We start from the raw sequence: 22,351 nt of genomic DNA, 5'->3' as shown, positions 1-22,351 counted from the left end.
GCCCGATCAAGCCCCGGAGAAGACAACGCGATGGTCCCGTTTTTCGTTCAGTTCAAATGCGAACTCGGCAAATCCTATGCGGTGGCGAACGCCATTGCCGAAGCGGAGATCGCGTCGGAGATCTATTCGACCGCAGGCGACTACGATCTGCTGGTGAAGTTTTACGTCGATCGCACCACCGACATCGGCCATTTCGTCGCCGAGAAGGTCCAGGTGATTCCGGGCATCAAGGACACCCACACCATCATCACCTTCAAGGCGTTTGGCCCGAAGTAATGTCGGCGCTTCACTTTCGCGGCGGCCGTGCTGGTCCGTCGACCGGCGGCAGCGACTTCAGATAGACGGCGATGGCGGCGCGATCCTCGGCGCTCAGGAGCGACGTGTTGCGGATCACCCGCGCCATCGAACCGCCGGCGCTGTCGCCGTCCGGCGTCATGCCGCTCTCCAGGAAATAGGCGAGATCCTTCTCGCTCCAGTCCTTGAGGCCCTTCTGGGTGATGTTCGGCACCCAGCCCTTGCCTTCCGGATCAGGCCCACCCGCAAACCGCTGGGCGCTGACGATGCCGCCGAGCGCATTGCGCGGGCTGTGGCACTCGGCGCAGTGGCCGAGGCTATTGACCAGATATGCGCCGCGATTCCATTGCGCGCTCTGCGCCGGATCCGGCGTGAACGGTTTGGTGTCGAAGAACAGCAGTTTCCACAGCCCGACAGCGCGGCGGATATTGAACGGGAACGGCAGTTCGTGCGGCGGCGCCGTGGCCGAAACGGCCGGCAACGTCTTGATGTAGGCGAACAGATCGCGGACATCGTCGACCTTGGCGTGGGCGTAGGACGGATAGGGAAACGCCGGATAGAGGTGCGCGCCGTCGGGCGCGGTGCCGCGCATCACCGCGGTGACGAACTCCGCCTCGCTCCATTTGCCGATGCCAGTGGCCGGGTCCGGCGAGATGTTCGGAACATTGAAAGTGCCGAACGGCGAGGTCATCGCCAGCCCCCCGCCCAGCCTGGTGCGATCCTCCTGCCCCGGGGTAGCATGACAGGACGCGCAGCCGCCGGCGTCGAATGCGACCTTGCCGTTGGCGAGGTCGGGCGTTCGGTCGGGAAGCGCGCTCGCAGCGATCGTCGCAGGCGTGGTCAACACCCACAGCACGGCGCCGGCGATCAGCGCCAGCAGCAACAGAGCAATGCCCAACCGTTTTGCCACGTTCGACCCTCTCAGAGCCTCGCCGCAAACTCGGCCGACGCTCTCAGCAACTGACCTCCTCACCCGTCACGCCCGGCCTTGAGCCGGGCATCCACGCCTTGTTGAGAAACCCGCGCGCAGACGTGGATGGCCGGGACAGGCCCGGCCATCACGAAACGGGTGAACGCGGCCGGCGACCCGCCGCCGGACTAGCCGTCCTTCAGGCGGAAGCCTTCGTGGCAGCTGCCGCAAGACTTGCCGATCGCCGGGAAGGAGGCCTTCAGCGTGTCGAGGTCCTTGACGTTGGCCTTGGCGTCGTTGACCGCCTTCGCGAAGGTCGCGATCTCGGCGTCGAACTTGGGGCGCTCTTCCCAGATCTTCGGCGAGGCGCTGTACTTGCTGTCGGTCGCCTTCAGGCCCTTCACGCTCTCCGGAAACTGCTTGGGCAGGTCCTTCGCGGTCTCGTCGAACTGCTTCAGCGCGGCGTCGACGGTGGCCTGATCGTAGGGCTTCTCGCCCTTGGCCATCGCGCCGAGCTGCATGATGTTCCGGCCGTTGTCCTTCATCAGCTTCTGCGTCTTGTCGACAACGCTCTGCTGCGCGGAGGCCGCGCTCACGCCGAGCAGCAAGGCTCCGGCCACCACAACTGTTCGCAACATCGACATCTCCCTTGGGCTTTCAAACGAGGACCAGTCCGACCGACGACCGGACCGATTCCAGCAACACCGATTTGATAGAACTATTCCATATCGAAAAAGATATGACAGCGCCCGGCGTGCGATCTCTCACCGCACCCGGCGCCAATTCCGCACGATCGTACCCGGCGATCGCCCCCGATCACGCAATCGTCATCGGGGCTGCCTCGATCTTACAGGCGATGCTGCCGCTCGTGCTCGCGGATCGCCATCCAGACCCGCTCCGGCGTCGCCGGCATGTCGATGTGGTCGATCCGATACTCGCGCCAAAGCGCGTCGATGATGGCATTGACGACCGCGGGGCACGATCCGATCGCCCCGGCTTCGCCCGCGCCTTTGACGCCCATCGGATTGGTCTTGCACGGCACGTTGTGAGTCTCGAACACGATCGGCGCCCCGTCGGCGGCGCGCGGCATAGCGTAATCCATGAAGGTGCCGGTGACGAGCTGGCCGTCTTCGGCGTCGTACACCGCCCGCTCCATCAGCGCCTGACCGATTCCCTGCATGGTGCCACCATGAACCTGCCCGGCGAGCAGCAGGGGGTTCAGCGTCACGCCGAAATCGTCGACGATGACGTAGTTGACGATCCGGATCTTGCCGGTGGCGGGATCGAGTTCGATTTCGACCAGATGCGTGCCGTTCGGATAGGTGCCGTCGGCGCTGGAGAAGGTCGCGCTGGCATTGAGCTTGGACGGATCGACGCCCGGACGCTTCGCCAGATCGGCGAACGAGATCGAGCGGTCGGTGCCGGCGATCCGGACGATGCCGTCGGCGATCTCGAGATCGGCGACACTGGTCTCCAGCGCATCGGCGGCGATCTCGCGCAACTGCTCGCCGAGTTGATGCGTGGCGCGCTGCACACTGACGCCGCCGGATGGAATCGACGCCGACCCGCCGGTGCCGAGCCCGGTCGCGACCTTGTCGGTATCGCCCTGGATGACACGAACCCGCTCGGGCGCGACGCCGAACTGTTCGGCGACGATCTGCGCGTAGGCGGTCTGATGCCCCTGCCCGCTCGACTGGCTGCCGATCAGCACGGTGAGGTCGCCATCGGGATCGAGCACGACCTTGGCGGTCTCCTCGCCCATCGTGCCGCAGACTTCGACATAGGAGGCCAGCCCGATGCCGCGGACCAGTCCCTGCTTCTTGGCGGTCTTGATACGCTTGGCAAAGTCCTTCCACTCGCCGACGTCCATCGCGCGCTTCAGATGCGCGGCGAAGTCGCCGGAGTCGTACACCTTGCCGGTCGCCGTGGTGTAGGGCAGCGCGCGCGGCGGAATGAAGTTCTTGCGGCGGACCGCGTCGGGCGACATGCCGAGCTTGCGCGCGCAGGCATCGACCAGCCGCTCGATCACATAGGCCGCCTCCGGCCGGCCCGCGCCGCGATACGCGTCGACCGGGACCGTGTGGGTGAACACGGTGCGGATGCGGCAGTGGAACGCCTTGATGTCGTACAGGCCGGGCAGCATGCCGGCGCCGCCATAGGGAATGTACGGGCCGAAGGTCGATAGATAACCGCCGAGATCGCCGATCAGATCGACATCCATGCCGAGAAATTTGCCGTCCTCGGCCAGCGCCATCCGGGCCGTGGTGATGTTGTCGCGGCCCTGCGAGTCGCCGACGAAGTGGTCGGAGCGATCGGCGGTCCAGCGGATCGGCTTGCCGATCTTCTTCGCCGCGACCGCCAGCAGTGCGTATTCGCGATACGGAAACAGCTTGGTGCCGAAGCCGCCGCCGACGTCCGGGCAGACCACCCGCATCTTCTCGGTCGGGATCTTCAGCACGTTCTGGCACAGGATATCACGCAGGCGATGGCTGCCCTGGCTGCCGATCGTCAGGGTGAAGTGATCGCGCTTGGCGTCGTATTCGCAGACCGCGGCGCGGGTCTCCATGTAGTTGGTGACGATGCGCGGATTGACGATCTTGATCTCGGCAACCGTGTGGGCCTTGGCGAACGCCGCCTCGGCCGCCGCCCTGTCGCCGATCGACGCGTCGAACAGGACGTTGCCGGGAAACTGCGGCCAGACCTGCGGGGCGCCGGGCTTGATGGCATTGCCGGCCCCGATCGCCGCCGGCTGCGGCGTCCACTCGACGGCGACCGCCTCCAACGCGTCGCGCGCATGCGCCAGCGTGTCCGCGACGACGAATGCGACGGCATCGCCGACATGCCGCACTTCGCCGCCGACGAGAATCGGGTAGTCGGGGCCCTGGAACGGGTTGTCCGGCAGATTGAACAGGCACGGCAGGCCGCCGAGATCCTTGACATCCTCCGCTGTGAGGATCGCCAGCACGCCGGGCAACTGCCGCGCCGCGTTGGCGTCGAGCTTGAACGTCGCGTGCGCGTGCGGCGAGCGCAGCACCAGCGCATGCGCGGAGGCTTGCGGCGCGTAGTCGTCGGTGTAGCGGCCCTTGCCGCGGATGAGAGGGTCGTCCTCCTTGCGCAAGACGCTCTGGCCGACGCCGAATTTGGTGGGAGCCATCGTTCACCCTCTCCTGCTGCTTTCGTCTATCTTGCAGCGGAACGGCCCGGCATGCAAACGCGCGGCCGCGCATGCACCTGCGCAAAAGCGCGCCAACCGGATACGAAAAAAGGTGCACCGGTTCGCCCGATGCACCTTCATCAACTCAATCGCCCTGTTGGCGATGTCGCCGGCGTGGCGTTAGTAGCAGATCACCCGGCCGTAGACCGGATTGAACACGCAGCCGCCGCCATAGCCCCAGCCGCGACCGCGATAATAGCCGCGACCGCCGCGGTAGAAGCCGCGCCCTCGTCCACCGCGATAGAACCCGCCGCCACGGCCGCGACCACGGCCGCGTTGCGCGTCCGCCTTGGTCGTGCTGGCGGTGAGGAACACCGCCGAGGTGCCCACGAGGCTGAGGCCATAGATGCCGGTCAGCGCAACAGCCGCGAGCACGCGCGCGAGCATTCCTTTTCGGGCCTTCGAAACATTTTGAGCCATCTACGTTCTTTCTCCCGGTGGTTTGAGGATTTTGAACACAACCTCGCCCGCATTGGTGCGAGGGGACAATCTGCGGGTTCAAAAGCCCATCGATCAAACCGATGTTTTACGGCTTCAATTCGACAAGATTAGGAGGACGTCACGATTTCGGCAAGCCGCGTTTGACAAATCCTCCTCGTTGAACAAAGGCTTGCCTCTCTGCGAAACACTCTCACGCGCTGAGAGTTGCATTTGTGCGCCGCGATATTCGGAGACGCCAGGACTGCATCGATCACCACCCCAGCGAACTCCGGGCGGACGCGGCCAATCCGCTGCAGACGCTGCTTTCGGACACTATATTGCCGACAATCGCCTGTTTCACTGAACCGTGGCCCTTTGCCATTCGACTTCAAAGGTGACGTTGCATCTCGCCGCCGTTCGGACAGTCCTTGCTTCAGAAAAGTGCTCAATGTCACACCCACACACCTACATCCTCGGCCTCAACACCTACGACCACGACGTCAGCGCCTGCCTGCTGCGCGACAGTGAGATCGCGTTCGGGATCGAGAAGGAGCGCATCACCCGCGAGAAGCATGCGACCGGTTTCTACCGGGAGGTCATCGACTATTGCCTGAATGCCGAGGGCATTACGCTGGCCGACGTCGATCTGGTCGTGCGCAATTGCTACATCCTTCCGGTGCAGGAAATGGAAGACCGGCTGATGTATCAGGACATGCCGGCCTTCCTGCCCGAGCACGAGCGCGCCGACGCCGGCATCCACGCGCTGTTCCGCAGCACCTCCAACAAGGTGATGACGATCTCGCATCATCTGGCGCACGCCTACAGCGCGTTCGCGCCCTCGCCGTTCGAAGAGGGCGTGGTGATGATCGTCGACGGCGTCGGCAGCTATCGCTCCGATGTCGACGAGAGCTTCCCCGGCGACGAAGCCTCGCCGCTCGCCCGGGAGTCCGAGAGCTACTATAAATTCAGCGGCTCCAAACTGGAGTGCCTGAAGAAGGTCTGGATGGAGCCGGAGCGCGGTTTCCTGTCCGATGAGTTCTACAACATGCCCGGGCTCGGCGCTTATTACAGCCGCGCATCGAGCTACGTATTCGGCGACTGGAACAAATGCGGTGAGTTGATGGGGCTGGCGCCATATGGCCGCCCGAACGTCATCCCGCCGATGCTGCAGTTCGAAAACAACAAGCTCACTGTCCCGCATTGGACGCCCGAGCTGAACCAGCCCTACATCATGGACGCGCCGGGCAAGTGGGAAACCCACCCCGCGATGAAGCATTGGGAAGACCTCGCCTGGCGCGTGCAGGACGACACCGAGCGCGTGCTGCTTGAGCGGGCGCGCTGGCTGCGCGAAACCACCGGCGCCAAGAACCTCTGCATCGCCGGCGGCGTCGCGCTGAACTGTGTCGCCAACGGCCGGATCGCGCGCGAAGCCGGATTCGAGAACGTCTGGATCCAGCCGGCCGCGGGCGACGACGGCATCGCGATCGGCTGCGCCTATTACGGCCACCTCGCCATTCAACAGAAGCCGCGCAGCTTCGAGATGAAGCATGCCTATATCGGCCGCCCCTATTCGGACGGCGAGATCGAGGAGGCGACCAAGCGCTTCTTCGTCAAGCCGCAGATCAACGTCGTGCGCAGCAATCAGGTTTACAAGGAAACCGCCAAGCTGCTCGCGGACCAGAAGGTGATCGGCTGGTTCCAGGGCCGTTCCGAATTCGGACCGCGCGCGCTCGGCCATCGCAGCCTGCTGGCGGATCCGCGCCACGCCGAGATGAAGGACATCCTCAACAGCCGGGTGAAGCATCGCCAACCGTTCCGCCCCTTCGCGCCGATCGTGCTGAAGGAGCGTGCCGATGAGATCTTCGAGGGCGTGGGCGATTCGCCGTTCATGCTGATGGCGAAGCCGGTCGCCGCAGCGTGGCGGGACAAGATTCCCGCGGTCGTCCATGTCGACGGCACCGCCCGCGTGCAGACGGTGGATGAGGAGACCGCGCCGGACCTCTACTACATCCTGAAAGAGTTCGAGGCGCTCACCGGCGTGCCGGTGCTGGTCAACACTTCATTCAACATCAAGGGCGAGCCGATCGTCGAGACGCCGCGCGACGCGATGGCCTGCTTCCTCACCACCGGCATCGACCATCTGGTGATGCACGACACCATCGTGTCGAAGAACAAGGCGCACCGCTTCATCAACCCGGTTCTCGAAGTGTACTCGGACGTCACCAATCTGGTGCGCTCGACGACGCGGGTGGGGTGACTCGAAAACACCACGCGTCGTTGAGAGGTGGGAGCGCGCTGTGACCCGACCACGCCGCCTCCCGCACAGCGTCGTCCCCGCGAAGGCGGGGACCCATAGCCCCTAGAGTCGCGGCGGAGTGATGACGGTCCTACACATACGCCGACGTTGCGCAGAACTTTGACGCCAGGGGTTATGGGTCCCCGCCTTCGCGGGGACGACGGGCCGAGAGGTTGTTCGGATCTCGTTAATCAGCCCCGCATCAGCCGCTTCAGCCAGCGCGGGCCGAACAGCAGCAGCACGGAAGCGCCGTAGACGATGGCGCCGACGATGATCAGCAACAGCAGTGCCGCCTCGTCGCGCAACGTTGGCAGTTGCGCGAGATACGGGGCGCCGAACCAGATCGTTGCCCTTAGCGCCACACCCAGCAGCACACCGACCGCAACGAACTTGACGATGGCCGTCGTCAGCGCACGGTCGAAGGCAAGGTAGCCGGCCCGCACCGAGAAGAAGATCACCAGCAGCAGGTTGATCCAGGCGCCGGCGGCGGTGGCGAGCGCGAGACCGACCTGGGCCAGCGGCCCCATCAGCAGCACCTTGAGAATGACGTTGGCGGCGACGCCGGTCAGCGCCGCCTTGACCGGAGTCGCGGTGTCCTTGCGCGCGTAGAACGGCGCGACCGCGCTGCGGATCAGCACGAACGGCACCAGCGCGATCGCATAGGCGGCGAGCGTCGCGCCGGCGGACAGCGCGTCGGCGCGGGTGAAGGCGCCGCGGGCGAACATCGCCCGCATGATCACGTCCGGCACCGTCAGGAAGGCGGCGAGGAACGGCATCGAAAACAGCAGCGTGAACTCGAAGGCGCGGCGCTGCGACGCCTTGGCGCCCGCGTCGTCGCCGGCAGTGAGCTGCCGCGACATCTCGGGCAGCAGCACCGTGCCGATGGCGATGCCGATCACGCCGATCGGCAACTGATTGAGACGGTCCGCGTAGTACAGCGCCGACAACGCACCAGCCGGAAGAAAGGTGGCGATGATGGTGTCGGCAAACAACGCAAGCTGCGTGCCCATCGAGCCGACCGTCGCAGGTCCCAGCGCGCGGAAGAACGCGCGGACATCGACATCGAGCTTCGGCCGCGAGAACCGCGGCAGACCGCCGTGCAACGACAGGTCGCCGGCGAGCAGGAAGTATTGCAGGAAGCCCGAGATCAGCACGCCCCACGCCGCTGCGTGGCCGGCGGTCGGGAAGAACGCGGCGAGCGCCAGCGTCGCCATCATCGAGATGTTGAGGAAGATCGACGCGGCCGCCGCGCTGGCGAAGCGCTGCATCACGTTGAGGATGCCGCCATACAGCGTCACCAGCGTGATCAGCAGCAGATACGGAAAGGTGATCCGCGTCAGCTCGATGGCGAGGCCGCGCTGCGCCGGATCGTCGGTGAAGCCCGGCGCCAGGATGCTCATCATCTGCGGCATGAACGCCAGCGCGAGCGCGAGCAGCACCAGCTGCGAGACGAACAGCAGCGTGAAGATGCGGTCCGCGAACAGCTTCGCGGAAGCTTCGCCCTTCTCGCCGTGGACGTGCGCATAGGCCGGCACGAAGGCGGCGTTGAACGCGCCTTCGGCGAAGATCGCGCGGAAATGATTGGGCAGCCGCAGCGCGACGAAGAAGGCGTCGGCGATCGGCCCGGCGCCGAGGATCGCCGCCAGCATGATGTCGCGGGCGAACCCGGTCAAACGCGACAGGAGCGTGAAGCCGCCGACGGTGAAAATGCGCCTGAGCATGCGCCCGCTTCTACAGGAAGTGGCGAGTCCGCAAAACCGGAAACAGGTGCCGATGCCCCCGGGCGAGTCATTCAGGAGTGCGCGCCAACGGCGCGCGAAGCCGAAATCCCGAAATTATCGAAAGGCAGCAAGTCCGGGTTCGCTCGCTCACGCGTGAGCCCCGGAATGACGGCGCTTAGCGGCCGACCGCGGCGTGAACGGCCGCGATGACGCGGTCCTGGGTCGGCGCATCGAGATAGGCGTGCATCGGCAGGCTGACGACGTCCGGCGACAGCCGCTCGCACACCGGGAGCCCGCCGTCCGCCACCGGGAAAGCGCGGTAGGCGGTCTGCTGATGCATCGACTTGGCGTAATAGATCGCGGTCGGAATGCCATGCGCCTTCAGCGTCGCCGCGAAGCCGTCGCGATCGACGCCCTTCGGCAGGCGAATGGTGTACTGCGCCCAGACCGAGCTGCAGCCCTCGGCCAGCCGCGGCACGGTGACGACATCGCTCAGGGCGGCGGAATAGCGCTCGGCGACCCGGTTTCGCGACGCGATCTCGTCGTCGAAGATCTTCAGCTTTTCGAGCAGGATCGCGGCCTGGATGGTGTCGAGACGGCCGGTCAGGCCGAGTCGGATGTTGTCGTATTTGTCGCCGCCCTGACCGTGGACGCGGACGCTGCGCAGCCCTTCGACCAGTTCGGCGTCGTCCGTGAAGATCGCGCCGCCGTCGCCGAAGCAGCCGAGCGGCTTCGCCGGGAAGAAGCTGGTCGCGGTCGCGAGGCCGAAGGTGCCGAGCTTCTTGCCCTGATAGGTCGCGCCGAAGCCTTGCGCCGCGTCGTCGAGCACGAACAGGCCCTCGTCGGCCGCTACCGCGGCGACGGCGGCATGATCGGCCGCCTGACCGAACAGGTCGACCGGGATCACAGCCCGCGGCTTCAGGCCGAGCTTCCTGGCCGTGCCGATACCGCGCTTGAGCGATGCGACGTCGATGTTGAAGGTCACTTCATCGACGTCGACGAACAGCGGCGTCGCGCCGGTGAGCGCCACCGCCTCGCCGGTCGCGCAGAACGTGAAGGACGGGCACAGCACCGCATCGCCTGGGCCGATGCCCTTGGCCATCAACACCATCAGCAGCGCGTCGGTGCCGCTCGAGCAGGTCACCACGTAGCGCGCGCCGGTGTAGGCGGCGAGTTCGGCTTCCAGCGCCAGCACTTCCGGACCGCCGAGGAACTGGCAGTGATTCAGCACCTTGCCGACGGCCTCGTCGAGCGAAGGGCCGAGCCTGCGGCGCTGCGCGCCGACATCGATGAAGGGCACAGGGTCGGTTCGAAGATGCTGATTCATGGAGCCCGGCTTGATCGGTGAGGATGAGGACTGGGATGCGGCGCGTGGCGCGTGAATGAGGAGCGGCTCCGCCTAGCCGGCGGCGCGCAGCGGTTCCTTGCGGCCGGCTGCGGCCTTCGGCGGCTGCTCGAGACACTGGATGGCGATCTCGAGGCTGGCGACGCCCTCCTCGCCGGTGACGGCCGGCACGCCATTGGTGCGCACCGCGTTGAGGAAAGCAATCAGTTCGGCGCGCAGCGGCTCGTCGTGCCCGACCGGCAGATGCCGCATCGAGTAGCTGCCGTCGGCCTTGAAGCCGAAGCATTCGGTGACCTGACGGGTCAACAGATCGCCCATCACGTATTTGCCGCGGGTCGCCACGGTGACGTTGCGCGCCTTGAACGGCGTCAGCCAGTTGGTGTTGATATGCGCCAGCACACCCGACCCGGTGCGGAATTGGAGCAGCGCGATGTCTTCGCGCTCGGCGACCGCGCAGGTCAGCTGCGGCTGCACGTCGACGATCTCGGATTCGGTGAACCAGCGAATCAGGTCGATGTCGTGCACCGCCAGATCGATCACCACGCCGACATTGGACATCCGCGGCGGGAAAGGCCCGACCCGGGTGATGCCGATGGAGAGAATGTCCTCGTTGCGAATCGCCTGCTTGATGGCGGCGACCGCGGGATTGAAGCGCTCGACGTGGCCAACCATCAGCGTCACGCCGGCTTTGCGGGCGGCGGCGACGATCTCGCGCCCTTCCTCGACCGTGGACGCGATCGGCTTTTCGACCAGCACGTGAACACCGCGACCGATGCAGGTCAGCGCCACTTCGTGATGCAGGTGCGTCGGCGCCGCAATCGTTACGGCATCGACGCCGGCGAGCAGCAGTTCATCGACCGTCGCAAACGTCTTGCAGCCGATCAATTCCACCGCACGGTTGCGATGCTCCTCAAGGGGATCGACGATTCCGATCAGCGACACGCCGGGAAGACCCGCCAGAACCCGCCCATGGTTGGTTCCCATCACACCCGCCCCGATGACGCCGACCCGGAGCGTGGATTTCGTGGTCTGATCAGAAGGGGACGTCATGGCAGGATGCCTCGGCAATTAGGGATGCGGCTTCCTAGCACGGCGTCACAGTTGTGGCGATCTCGCTCGGAAACTGCCCAAACACGTTTTGATTCAGACAATTACAACGTTCCGGTGAGGCCGCTGGGACACATTACACACCGTAATGAGAACGATACCAGGCAACGAAGCTGCGGATTCCGTCCTCGATCGCAGTTTCGGGCTTGAAACCGACGTCACGCATCAGATCGTCGACGTCGGCGAAGGTCTCCGGGACGTCGCCCGGCTGCATCGGCAGCATGTCCTTGACGGCAGCCCGGCCGAGTTCCTGTTCCAGCAGGCCGACGACATGCATCAGCTCCTCCGGTCGGTGATTGCCGACATTGTAAATGCGCGCAGGGGCGCGGCCGGTGGCATCTGGCGGGACCTGCTCGATCAAACGCAACACCACGCGGGTAACGTCCGCCACATAGGTGAAATCGCGCCGCATCCGGCCGTGGTTGAACAGCTTGATCGGCCGTCCCTGGGTGATGGCATCGGCGAACAGGAACAGCGCCATGTCCGGGCGATACCAGGGGCCGTAGATCGTGAAGAACCGCAGGCCGGTCGTCGGCAGCCGGTAGAGATGGCTGTAGGAATGCGCCATCACCTCGTTGGCCTTCTTGGAGGCTGCGTAGAGGCTGATCGGATGGTCGGTACGGTCCTCAACCGAGAACGGCAGCTTGGTGTTGGCGCCATAGACCGACGACGACGACGCGTAGATCAGGTGCATGCAACCGTTATGGCGGCAGCCCTCGAGCACGTTGAGAAAGCCTTCGAGATTGGCGTCGGCGTAATCGTGCGGATGGCTGAGCGAATGGCGTACGCCGGCCTGCGCAGCGAGGTGGATCACCACGGCAAATCGGCGCCCGGCGAACAGCGCTGCGGTCGCCGGCCGGTCGGCGAGATCGCCATGGATGAACGTGAAGCGGGGCGATTCGGCCAGCAAGGCGAGCCGCGCCCGTTTCAGCGCCGGGTCGTAATACGTGTTGAGGTTGTCGAGACCGACGACGGTGCGGCCCGCATCGAGCAGTTCGCGCGCGACGTGAAAGCCGATGAAGCCCGCGGCTCCGGTCACCAATACGGGTTCTTCCGCCATCAAGACCTCAAATTGGATGCACCCCTCGGTTTCGCGAAGCGGGGCGCCCAAAGCGCGCCTGTTTAGCCACCGGTAAGCCTGAGCGGCAAGCACCGAGTGGCGCGGACTTGCCAGATTGGCCTCAAAACCATACCAAACGGCGACTTCCGCTGCGCTATTGGCAGTTTTGCCGCTGCAGCACCCGATTTTTCACCGCAGCGAGTCCGATGCCCCGGCCCTCCCTCGCCTTCCGCCTTCCCATGCGACGCCCTCTTCGGGCGGCGGGCTGACATGGCCGGCTGGGACACATGGTTGACTGTGGCCGCCATTGCGCTGGCGGCGTTGGCCTGCGCAATGTTGATCGTCGCCATCATGCCGCTGCTGGCCCGTTACGCGCTGGCACGCCCGAATGCGCGATCGTCGCACAAGATCCCGACACCGCAGGGAGCGGGGATCGCGGTCGTCGCAGCGACCCTCACGGTGGCTGCAGGCGCGATCGCGGTCGTCTCATCGGCTGCAGCCATTCCGGCCCTGCTGTTCGGCGCGACGGTGCTCATCGCCGTGGTCGGCACGATCGATGACATCCATCCGATCCCGGTGCTGCCCCGGCTGCTGCTGCAGGCAATCGCGGTCGGCATCGTCCTGGCGGTGTTGCCGGAGAACCTGCAGATCCTTCCTATGGTGCCGGTGTGGATCGAGCGCGCCGTGCTGCTGGTCGCGGCGCTGTGGTTCGTCAACCTGGTGAACTTCATGGACGGGCTCGACTGGATGACGGTCAGTGAAGTCGTCCCGATCGCGCTGGCCCTGGTCGCGCTCGGCCTCGCCGGATTCCTTCCAGCCGACGCAACCCTGATCGCCGCGGCGCTCGGCGGTGCGATGCTCGGTTTCGCGCCCTTCAACCGCCCCGTTGCCAAGGTCTTTCTTGGCGATGTCGGCAGTCTGCCGATCGGACTGTTGCTCGGCTGGTGCCTGCTGCAACTGGCCTTGCACGGCCATGTCGCCGCCGCACTGCTGCTGCCGCTGTACTACCTCGCCGACAGCACGCTGACGCTGGTGCGCCGGATCGCGAAACGCGAAGTCTTCTGGGAGGCTCACCGGACTCACTTCTACCAGCGCGCGACCGACAACGGCTTCCCGGTGATCGGCGTCGTCGGTCGTGTGTTCGGGCTCAACCTGCTGCTGGCCGCTCTGGCCGGTGTCTCGGTCTTGCTCGGCTCCGCCGCAGTCGACGCAGTCGCGCTGCTCGGCGGTGCCGCCGCGGTGACGTTCGTCCTGGCGCAGTTCGGCCGCCCCCGCCGCATCGGCCTTGGGTGAGTGCATGCGCCGTCTTCATCCTGCCCGATGCTTTCCGACAGTCGCCCGCAGGAGCGGCGCCGAACGTTGCGGTCCGGACGGTGCGTGCCTCGTGCCACACTCGGCCGAAGGCCGCCGGCGGTCCCCCGAAAGATACGGACTCGCCCCCTGCTTGCTGCTATTTACCGCGATCAAGCGGAGCAGGACCGACGTCCAATGAAGTCGTTGTACAATCGCCTGCGTGAGCAGCGGCGCTCGCGGCCGATGATCGCCAAGATAGTCAGTTTTGCCGGAATCGGCGTGATCAACGCGCTGATCGACCTCGCCGTATTCACGCTCGCCTACGAGGTTCTGACGCTTCCGCTGGTGCCGGCCAACATCATGGCCTGGCTCGTGGCCGTGTCGTGCTCATACGTCATGAACAGCATGATCACGTTCCGCACCGAATCCGGACGGACGTTGAAGCGGAGCGCGTATCTGAGCTTCGTCGCCTCCGGCACCGTCGGTGTCGCCGCGGCGACCACCACGCTCGTGGTGCTGTCTCACTTCATTCCGGTGCTGGCCGCCAAGTTGCTGTCGATCGCGGTCAGCTTCGTGGTGAATTTTTCAATGTCGCACTTCGTGGTGTTCCGGACCAAGCCGGCCACCGGCGATCGCCCAGCAAACTCTGATCTTTGATCATGGTGACGCGGGGCGACCGGCGGAGCTGATCGGCACGCTGCCGCTGACATTCAGGCTTGGCCCGTGTCGCCGCCGGCTTTGTATTCGGGGACGGCGTTCTTCAGAATCGCAACGACTTCGTCATGCTGCCGGGCGGCGATCGCGGTCTCCAGCGCCGTAAGCCATGTCCGCAAGGTCTCGAGCGGTAGCTCATTGGGCCGCGCCGCGACAATGCCCGGGATGCCGATTTCGGCGAAGGGCTCGTGCTTGGCGAACAGGATCTCGTGCAGCCGCTCACCGGGACGAACGCCGGTGAACACGATATCGATATCGTAGCCCGGCTGCAGGCCGGACAGCCGGATCATGCGCTCGGCAAGATCGACGATCTTCACCGGCTGGCCCATGCTGAGCACGAACACCGACGCATCGGAATGCTGCTGATCGAGCGCGTGCGTGGCAGCCGTGATGACGAGATCACAGGCTTCGCGGATTGTCATGAAGTAACGCACCATGTCCGGATGCGTCACCGTCACCGGACCGCCGGCCTCGATCTGCGCCTTGAATTTCGGCACCACCGAGCCGTTCGACGCCAGCACGTTGCCGAACCGCACCGAGATCAGCCGCATTGGGGCCTTGTCGCCCTCGGCCGTCGCCGCGATGTCGCGATCCATGCTCTGGCAGTACATCTCGGCGAACCGCTTGGTCAGGCCGAGCATCGAAACCGGCTCGATCGCCTTGTCGGTCGAGATCATCACCATCGCTTCCGCGCCGGCGGCGCGCGCCGCATCGGCGACGTTCACGGAACCGAAGATGTTGGTCTTGACGCCCTCGCCCCAGTCCCGCTCCAGGATCGGCACGTGCTTCAACGCGGCGGCATGAAACACCAGATCCGGCTTGAAGGCCGTGATGAGCTGAAAGATCCGCTCCCGGTCGCGGATGTCGGCGATGTGCCCCTCGACCACCGTCTGGGTCACCTTGGCGGACAGCGTCTCCATCGCGGCATGCAAAGCCGGTTCTGAGTTCTCGATCACCAGCAGCCGGTCAGCGCCGAAGGTCGTCACGCGGTCGCACATTTCGAGGCCGATGGATCCGCCGCCGCCCGTGACGACGATCGACTTGCCCTTGAGCAGCAATTCGAGCCGGCGGTAATCGATCTTGACGCTGGGACGGAGCAGCAGGTCTTCGACCGCAACCGGAGCGAGGCGCGGCGTATCGCGGCTCTCTTCCAGCGACGGCAGCCGGCTGACGACGAGGCCGAGCTTGCGCGCACGCATCAGCACCGCCTCAGGCTGTGCCTCTGCCTCGAACGCCGACGGCGTCATCACCGCCCGCTCGATCGGACGACCGCGATCGGCGAAATCCCTGACCACGTTCGGCAGGTCGTCGATGCTGCCGAGCACCGGAATGCCGCGGATCGTCTGCCCGCGGTCCGCCAGCGAGGGCGACAACACGCCGACAGGCCACAGCCGCTTCACCGCTCCGCTCTCGATGCCACGCAAGAACACTTCGGCATCGGCGGCGAGGCCGATCAGCAGCGTCGGCGCCGCGTTCATCGTCATCGCCTTGTTGCGGGTCCGCGTGTAGCGGAAATAGCGATAGGCGAGCCGCGATCCCGAGAGCAGAGAGACTTCGAGAAACCAGTAGATGATGATGGTAGTCTTGCCGAGAAAGAACGTGCCGTAAACATTCGGCGCGAGGAAGATGTAGTCGAGCAGCAGCAGTGCGACGGTCAGGACGCTCGCCGCCCGCAAGATGTTCAACAGGTCCGGGATCGATACGAACCGCCACTTGGTGGTGGTGAGCTGGAACGCGTAGCAGACGAAGAAGCTGAAGATCACGAAATACGGCAGGATCTTCAGAAGCAGCGGCAGCCGGTCGAGCAGATTCTCGCCGTCGAAGCGCAGGAAGAAGCTGAGCACCACCGCGATCGCGGTGACCCCGGCGTCGTGGATCGCGATCAGCCAGTTGCGATAGGTGAACGACGAAATCCTGGTCAGCATCGTTCGTCTCGCTTGCAGACAGCCCGCCGTCTCATGTCGTTCCCTCGCGGGCCTTCTCGACCAGGGACGTCGTGCTGTGGCCGGGCAGAACGTCGACCAGCAGCACCTCGCCGCCTCCGGCCTCGACCACCTCGTGGCCGACCACCTGCTCGCGCGTATAGTCGCCGCCCTTGACCAGGACGCTGGGCACGATCTGCGTGATCAGGTTCAGGGGCGTATCCTCCTCGAAGATCACCACCAGATCGACGGCTTCGAGCCCGGCCAGTACCTCGGCGCGCGCACGCTCATTCTGCACCGGGCGGCCTTCGCCCTTCAGACGGCGTACCGACGCGTCGCTGTTGAGGCCGACGATCAGCCGATCGCACGCGCCGCGCGCGGCGGTCAGCACCTTGACGTGCCCCGGATGCAGAATATCGAAGCAGCCGTTGGTGAACCCGACGCGCAGCCCTTCGCGGCGCCATTCGGCGATGCGCCGGTCGAGATCGGTTTCGTTACCGATGATCTTGTCCTCGGCGGCGAGCGAGGCGTGCGGCAACAGCTTACGCCGCAGTTCAGCAGGCGTGACGACGGCCGTTCCGTTCTTGCTGACGGCGACCGCCGCGGCGGCACTCGCGGCCCGCATTGCAGTGGCCCAATCCTGGCCCGCTGCGAGGACCACGGCCAGCACCGCTGCCACCGTGTCGCCTGCGCCCGAGACGTCGCGCACCTTCACAGGTAGCGCCGGCACATGAATCGGCTCGCCGCCGCGTGGCACCAGTGTCATGCCGTGCTCGCTCTGCGTCACCAGCATCGCCGCGCAGTCCGCCAGGGCCATTGCCTCCTGCGCAGCCGCGGCGATGCCTGCGAGCGTGTCGGCGGCACAGCGGGTCGCCGTGACGAATTCCTTGCGATTGGGCGTCAGCAGCGTCGCGCCGCGATAGGTCACAAAATTCGGGCTCTTCGGATCGACGATCACCCGCTTGCCGCGCTGGCGAGCGACGTCGATCACCCGCGCGATCACCTCTGGGGTCAGCACGCCCTTGGCGTAGTCGGACAGCAACACGATATCGGCCCGCTCGAGCTGCGGCAGGATCGCGTCCAGCAGCCGCGCCTCGATCTCGGCGGAAGCCGCCGACGCGGTCTCCCAATCGGCACGCAGCATATGCGTGGAGAAATGCTCCGAGACGAACCGCACCTTGCGCGTGGTCGGGCGCGACGGATCGCAGACCAGCAACGGCGCGATCCGCGGCTCGCGCGCAAGCTCAGCGGTCAGCGTCTGCCCCGCTACGTCATCGCCGATCAGGCCGACGAAAATGCAGCGCGCGCCGATCGCCGCGATATTGCGCGCGACGTTGCCGGCGCCGCCGACATTGATCTCGCTGCGCTGGACCGCGATCACAGGTGCGGGCGCCTCCGGCGAGATCCGGGAGACCTCGCCGTAGACGAATTCGTCGAGCATCAGATCGCCGACGCACAGAACCGTGGTGTTCTCGATCGATTGCAGCAGGGTCTCAAAATTGAACATCAAACTTCACGGGTTGGAGCGCGATCAGCGGAAACGATCGCCGGCGTCGAGATATCCCTGGACGTAGGAAGCAACCGCATCCTCGAGCGGCGTGAAGCCGCCATTGTAGCCTGCGGCCCGCAGCCGATCGCCTTTGCTCTCGGTGAAATACTGATAGCTGCCCCGGATCTGTTCCGGCATGTCGACGTACTCGATCTGCGGCGGCGTGCCGAGCGCCGAATAGGCGGCAAGGATCAGATCGCGAAAACTTCGGGCATGGCTGGTGCCGACATTGAACAGGCCGCTGACCGAAGGCGAGGCGAACAGCCACATCATCACCCGCACGACGTCGTCGACATAGATGAAGTCGCGGCGCTGATCGCCGTCGGCGATGCCGTCCCGATGCGACTTGAACAGCTGGACGATGCGGCCGGCCTTGATGTCGTCGAACCGCTTGGCCAGCACGCTGGCCATGGCGCCCTTGTGGTACTCGTTGGGCCCGAACACGTTGAAGAACTTCAGCCCGGCCCATTGCGGCGGCAACCGTTCGCCGCGCGCGGCGCGTTCCGCCACGACCAGATCGAACAAGTGTTTGCTCCAGCCGTACAGGTTCATCGGCCGAAGCTGCTTCAGCGCGTCCAGTGACGGATCATCGTCGAAGCCCTGATCGCCGTCGCCGTAGGTCGCCGCCGAGGATGCGTAGATGAACGGCACACGATTCTCGGTGCACCAGTCGAGCAGCCGCATCGACAACCGGAAGTTGGTGTCGATGACGAGGTCGCCGTCGGTCGCGGTCGTCTCCGAGATCGCGCCCATGTGGAACACCGCGTCGACCCGGCGGCCCCTCAACCAGTCGGAGAGTTCGGCCGGCGGCACCATGTCGGCGAGCTGGCGCTTGGCCAGATTCTTCCACTTGCCCTCGTGGCCGAGGAAATCGCACACCGCGACGTCGCTGCGTCCCGCCTCGTTCAGCGCCGCCACGATATTCGACCCGATAAAACCGGCGCCTCCGGTTACCAGCAGCATGACTCCCCCGCCTCAATTGACGCGGCCACCTTTGCCCCACTCCGCCCGGGCAGGCAACTTGAACTCCAGCGCCGTGTTCTCTGGGAACCCGCATCACGGCAAAATCACGGCTGGACGCCGGGCGGCGCAAGCGCTAACCGGCAGCACCGCGTTCACTGAGGGGCCCGTCGGCGCCTCTGCCAGACACCGCAATGAATTACGATTCACTCAAATCCATCCTGGCGACCGCTCCGGATCGGTCGGAGACCAGCCCGGTTCTGCTGATTCCCTATATGTGGATCGGCGATTTCGTGCGCTGTCACACCGTGGTGCGGGTGCTCAAGGACCGCTGGCCGAACCGGCCGGTGGATGTGTTGACCACGACGCTGTGCGCTCCGCTGGTCGACTATATGCCCGGCGTGCGCCAGGGGATCGTCTGGGACCTGCCGCGCGGCAAGCTCGCGCTCGACCAGCAGCGGGCGTTGGCCGCCCGGCTGCGGGCCGAAGGCTATGGCCGGTCGCTGGTGATGCCGCGGACCTTCAAATCGACCATCGCGCCGTTCCTGGCCGGCATTCCGCAGCGGACCGGCTTCATCGGCGAGGTCCGGTTCGGGCTGCTCAACGACTGGCGACGCGGCGAGAAGGCGCTGCCGCGGATGATCGACCGCTGCGCCGCCCTGGCGCTGCCCGCCAATATCGAGCTGCCGATGGACTGGCCGGAGCCGCAGCTCGTGGTGCCGAAGGATGCCATCGCCGCGTGGCGGCGCGCCAACGGGTTCGAGGGCCGGACCGCCGTGGCGCTGGCGCCGGGCGCGGTCGGGCCGTCGAAACGCTGGTCCTATTATGTCGAGGCAGCGATGGCTTTGACCGACCGCGGGCTCGACGTCTGGGTCATTGGCGGGCCGGGCGAGACCGAGAAGGCGCAGGAGATCGTCGCCGCAGCCGGGCCGAACGCCCGCGACCTCACCGGCACCGACCTGCGCAACGGCATCATGGGTCTGGGCGCGGCCGATCTGGTGATCTCCAACGATTCCGGCCTGCTCCACGTCGCTGCCGCGATCGGCAGCCGCACCATCGGCATTTTCGGCCCGACCAGCGCCTGGCATTACGCGCCGCTCAACCCGATCGAAGCGGTGATCGAAACCAAGACCGACGTGCCCTGCCGCCCCTGCCACAAGCCAGTGTGCCGGATGCAGCATCACAAATGCATGCGCGACATTCCGGTCGACGACGTCATGGCCGCGGCGCAGAAGGCGCTTGGCGCCGCCGGCCTGGCTCCGGCGCTGTGATCCGGCCCAGCATCCGCTTGCGCTTGCCCTCGCCCCGCCTCGCGCCTAACCAGTGCCGACCTTCCCGCCTTCAGGTGTGACGTGAGCCAGAACCGGATCGCCCTGCATTTCGAGAATTCGCTCGCCGCGATGACCGCCGCGGCCGGCGATGCGTCCTTGCTCGCCGCCTCGCAGGCCATCGCGGCCGCGGCGATCACGGCGCTCCGCCAAGGCCGCAAGATCCTGCTCGCCGGCAACGGCGGCAGCGCCGCCGACGCCCAGCACATCGCGGCAGAAATCATCGGACGCTACAAGCAGGACCGGCCCGGCTGGCCGGCGATCGCCTTGACCACCGACACCTCGGCTCTCACCGCGATCGCCAACGACTACGGCTTCGAGCGGGTGTTCGCGCGGCAGGTCGAGGGCCTCGGCCGGCCCGGCGACCTGTTCATCGGCATCACCACCTCGGGCCGCTCGCCGAACATCCTCGCGGCTCTGGAGGTCGCGCGCGACCGCGGCCTCGTCACCATCGGCATGACCGGGCCGAGCGGAGCGTCGATGGCTGCGCGGTGCGATCATCTGCTGATCGCCCCGGCGCCCGAGACGGCACTGGTGCAGCAAATTCATCTGATGGCCGCGCATGCGATCTGCGACGAGATCGAATGCGCGCTGATGGCGTAGCATGACCACCGCCGACCAGCGCGCACGCAAGCCCGCGGCGTTTCTCGATCGCGACGGCGTCATCAACCATAACGATCACTACATCGGCACGCGCGATCGGTTTCGCTGGATGCCGGGCATCGCGGCGGCAATCCGCCGCCTCAACGACGCCGGCTACTACGTGTTCGTGATCACCAACCAGTCCGGCGTCGCGCGCGGCATGTTCGGCGAAGAGGACGTGCGCGCGCTGCATCGGTGGATGCTGGATGAGCTGAGCCAGCAAGGCGCCCGGATCGACGACATCCGCTACTGCCCCTACCATCCCGAAGGGACCGTCGAGGCGTATCGCCGAGCGAGTGACGATCGCAAACCGGGCCCCGGCATGATCCTCGATCTTGCGCGCGCATGGCCGATCTCGATGCAAGCGAGCTTCGTGATCGGCGACAGCGACGTGGACATCGAAGCCGCGCGCGGCGCAGGGATTCCGGGCTTTCTGTTCAAAGGCGGCGATATCGATACGTTCGCCGCCGACGTCCTGCGCCAGATGACGCGTACCGGCGGCAACTAACCGAGCAGACGCTCCGCCGCGTCGATCGCCTGCCGCGCCGAGGGTGCGCCGCTCTTGCCGCCGAGCACCGTCATCGGACCGCTGCCGACCGGGCCGGTCAGGCCGGGATCGGTCGACACATAGATGCCGACCAGCGGCACGCGATAGGCCGCGGCGAGATGCATGAGGCCGGTGTCGACACCGACCACAAGCGCCGCATTGGCGATGACTTGCGCGGTGAGATCGAGCCGCTGCTTCGGCAGCACACGGCTGCCGGCAATCTCTGCGGACAGTCGGTCCGCAGTCTGCCGCTCCGTCTCGGTGCCCCACGGCAACACGACCTCGATCCCGCGCGCCTGCAGCCAGCGGCCGGTCTCGATCCAGTCCTCCGCGCGCCACTCCTTCGACGTTCGCGAGGTGCCGTGCAGCAACACCGCATAGGCGCCCTCGTGGACGCGCGGCGGCGCGATGAGACCGTAGTCGATCTCGTCCGGCGGCTGATAGCCGAGCGACAACGCCGTCAGCAGACGGTTGCGCGTCACGGCGTGCAGGCTGCGCCCGACCGTATGCGTCACGTCGTAGAACCGTGCGGCCAGCGGCTCGCGAATGCTGCCGGCGTCGTAGCCGTGTCGTTCGCCATGGGCGAGGCGCGCGATGATGGCGGAGCGGATCAGCCCTTGTGTGTCGATCACCTTGTCGAAGTCAGGCTCGCGCAGGCGCGTATTGAAATCCGCGATCTCACGCCAGGTGCCGCGTGCCGTCAGCTTCGAGCGCCAGCGCCGCGTCGCGACCGGAATGACCTCGGCGACGCTCGGATGCAACTGCGCCAGCGGCGCGAACGCCTCCTCCACCACCCACGTCAGCCGCAGCCCGGGAACCGCCCGCGCAGCATCGGTGATCGCGGGCATCTGATGCACCACGTCGCCGAGCGAGGAAGTCTTGATGATGAGAATGTCCGACATCGCGCCGATGGCCGCCACAACACCGGGCACTCGTTACAGATTGGCAACCATATTGTCGATTCCCCCTGTGGAACGCCGGAAATTCGCGAAGATCAGCGATCTGGCGACGACGTCCGTCTATTGTGGG

General features: G+C 65.8%; 19 protein-coding genes. 7 read left to right on the top strand and 12 right to left on the bottom strand.

The genetic code is table 11. From position 1 onward, the window contains the following. The first annotated feature begins 30 nt into the window (after positions 1-30). Complete coding sequence (locus tag ACFFJ6_RS04840; RefSeq protein ID WP_378384917.1) at positions 31-276, top strand: Lrp/AsnC ligand binding domain-containing protein; 246 nt, start codon at positions 31-33, stop codon at positions 274-276. Between the two features lie 10 nt (positions 277-286). Here ACFFJ6_RS04840 and ACFFJ6_RS04835 read toward each other — a convergent pair whose 3' ends face one another. The 4 genes from ACFFJ6_RS04835 to ACFFJ6_RS04820 form a co-directional block, all read right to left on the bottom strand. Further along, positions 287-1,204 carry a c-type cytochrome gene (locus tag ACFFJ6_RS04835; protein WP_378384915.1) on the bottom strand — a complete coding sequence of 306 codons (918 nt, stop codon included), beginning with the start codon at positions 1,202-1,204 and terminating at the stop codon, positions 287-289. Positions 1,205-1,392: 188 nt separating this feature from the next. Next, complete coding sequence (locus tag ACFFJ6_RS04830) at positions 1,393-1,842, bottom strand: c-type cytochrome (protein WP_378384913.1); 450 nt, start codon at positions 1,840-1,842, stop codon at positions 1,393-1,395. A gap of 209 nt (positions 1,843-2,051) precedes the next feature. Further along, positions 2,052-4,358: a xanthine dehydrogenase family protein molybdopterin-binding subunit gene (locus ACFFJ6_RS04825; RefSeq protein WP_378384911.1), complete on the bottom strand. Its 2,307-nt coding sequence runs from the start codon at positions 4,356-4,358 to the stop codon at positions 2,052-2,054. 180 nt (positions 4,359-4,538) lie between these two features. After that, positions 4,539-4,805, bottom strand: a complete 267-nt coding sequence (locus ACFFJ6_RS04820; RefSeq protein ID WP_378384909.1) for a hypothetical protein — start codon at positions 4,803-4,805, stop codon at positions 4,539-4,541. 481 nt (positions 4,806-5,286) lie between these two features. On the opposite strand from ACFFJ6_RS04820, the gene ACFFJ6_RS04815 reads away from it, so the two are divergent. Further along, positions 5,287-7,095: a carbamoyltransferase family protein gene (locus ACFFJ6_RS04815; protein WP_378384907.1), complete on the top strand. Its 1,809-nt coding sequence runs from the start codon at positions 5,287-5,289 to the stop codon at positions 7,093-7,095. A 230-nt stretch (positions 7,096-7,325) separates the two neighbouring features. Here ACFFJ6_RS04815 and murJ read toward each other — a convergent pair whose 3' ends face one another. The 4 genes from murJ to ACFFJ6_RS04795 all read right to left on the bottom strand — a co-directional run bounded on the left by murJ (position 7,326) and on the right by ACFFJ6_RS04795 (position 12,367). Beyond that, positions 7,326-8,855 (bottom strand): murein biosynthesis integral membrane protein MurJ, encoded by a 1,530-nt coding sequence (gene murJ, locus ACFFJ6_RS04810; RefSeq protein WP_378384905.1) that lies wholly within the window; start codon positions 8,853-8,855, stop codon positions 7,326-7,328. A 175-nt stretch (positions 8,856-9,030) separates the two neighbouring features. Beyond that, entirely contained in the window at positions 9,031-10,182 is a 1,152-nt protein-coding gene (locus ACFFJ6_RS04805) for a DegT/DnrJ/EryC1/StrS family aminotransferase (protein WP_378384903.1), read from the bottom strand. A gap of 72 nt (positions 10,183-10,254) precedes the next feature. Then, positions 10,255-11,250: a Gfo/Idh/MocA family oxidoreductase gene (locus tag ACFFJ6_RS04800; RefSeq protein ID WP_378384901.1), complete on the bottom strand. Its 996-nt coding sequence runs from the start codon at positions 11,248-11,250 to the stop codon at positions 10,255-10,257. A 133-nt stretch (positions 11,251-11,383) separates the two neighbouring features. Further along, complete coding sequence (locus ACFFJ6_RS04795; protein ID WP_378384899.1) at positions 11,384-12,367, bottom strand: NAD-dependent epimerase; 984 nt, start codon at positions 12,365-12,367, stop codon at positions 11,384-11,386. Positions 12,368-12,637: 270 nt separating this feature from the next. On the opposite strand from ACFFJ6_RS04795, the gene ACFFJ6_RS04790 reads away from it, so the two are divergent. Beyond that, on the top strand, positions 12,638-13,660 hold the full coding sequence (locus tag ACFFJ6_RS04790) for an MraY family glycosyltransferase (RefSeq protein ID WP_378385733.1): 1,023 nt from the start codon (positions 12,638-12,640) through the stop codon (positions 13,658-13,660). Between the two features lie 195 nt (positions 13,661-13,855). Then, positions 13,856-14,317, top strand: coding sequence for a GtrA family protein (locus ACFFJ6_RS04785; protein ID WP_378384897.1), 462 nt, complete (start codon positions 13,856-13,858; stop codon positions 14,315-14,317). A gap of 53 nt (positions 14,318-14,370) precedes the next feature. Here ACFFJ6_RS04785 and ACFFJ6_RS04780 read toward each other — a convergent pair whose 3' ends face one another. From ACFFJ6_RS04780 to rfaD, 3 genes are read right to left on the bottom strand one after another with little or no spacing between them, the layout of a single operon-like run. Next, positions 14,371-16,299, bottom strand: coding sequence for an SDR family NAD(P)-dependent oxidoreductase (locus ACFFJ6_RS04780; RefSeq protein ID WP_378384895.1), 1,929 nt, complete (start codon positions 16,297-16,299; stop codon positions 14,371-14,373). 31 nt (positions 16,300-16,330) lie between these two features. Then, positions 16,331-17,803 carry a D-glycero-beta-D-manno-heptose-7-phosphate kinase gene (gene rfaE1 / locus ACFFJ6_RS04775; RefSeq protein WP_378384893.1) on the bottom strand — a complete coding sequence of 491 codons (1,473 nt, stop codon included), beginning with the start codon at positions 17,801-17,803 and terminating at the stop codon, positions 16,331-16,333. A 24-nt stretch (positions 17,804-17,827) separates the two neighbouring features. Beyond that, positions 17,828-18,808, bottom strand: a complete 981-nt coding sequence (gene rfaD / locus ACFFJ6_RS04770) for an ADP-glyceromanno-heptose 6-epimerase (protein WP_378384891.1) — start codon at positions 18,806-18,808, stop codon at positions 17,828-17,830. A gap of 191 nt (positions 18,809-18,999) precedes the next feature. On the opposite strand from rfaD, the gene waaF reads away from it, so the two are divergent. From waaF to ACFFJ6_RS04755, 3 genes are all read left to right on the top strand, one after another. After that, a complete protein-coding gene (gene waaF, locus ACFFJ6_RS04765; protein WP_378384889.1) occupies positions 19,000-20,076 on the top strand; it encodes a lipopolysaccharide heptosyltransferase II in 1,077 nt (358 codons plus the stop codon). Positions 20,077-20,157: 81 nt separating this feature from the next. Then, positions 20,158-20,736 (top strand): D-sedoheptulose 7-phosphate isomerase, encoded by a 579-nt coding sequence (locus ACFFJ6_RS04760; RefSeq protein ID WP_378384887.1) that lies wholly within the window; start codon positions 20,158-20,160, stop codon positions 20,734-20,736. A gap of 1 nt (position 20,737) precedes the next feature. Next, complete coding sequence (locus ACFFJ6_RS04755; protein WP_378384885.1) at positions 20,738-21,283, top strand: D-glycero-alpha-D-manno-heptose-1,7-bisphosphate 7-phosphatase; 546 nt, start codon at positions 20,738-20,740, stop codon at positions 21,281-21,283. Here the strand turns inward: ACFFJ6_RS04755 and waaC are convergent. Then, entirely contained in the window at positions 21,280-22,224 is a 945-nt protein-coding gene (waaC, locus tag ACFFJ6_RS04750) for a lipopolysaccharide heptosyltransferase I (RefSeq protein WP_378384883.1), read from the bottom strand. The genes ACFFJ6_RS04755 and waaC overlap by 4 nt on opposite strands. Between the last annotated feature and the right edge of the window lie 127 nt (positions 22,225-22,351).

The sequence above is a fragment of the Rhodopseudomonas telluris genome (assembly GCF_042432815.1).
In the GTDB taxonomy this organism is placed as follows: domain Bacteria; phylum Pseudomonadota; class Alphaproteobacteria; order Rhizobiales; family Xanthobacteraceae; genus Rhodopseudomonas; species Rhodopseudomonas telluris.
This window is presented reverse-complemented; position numbering and strand designations above follow the sequence as displayed.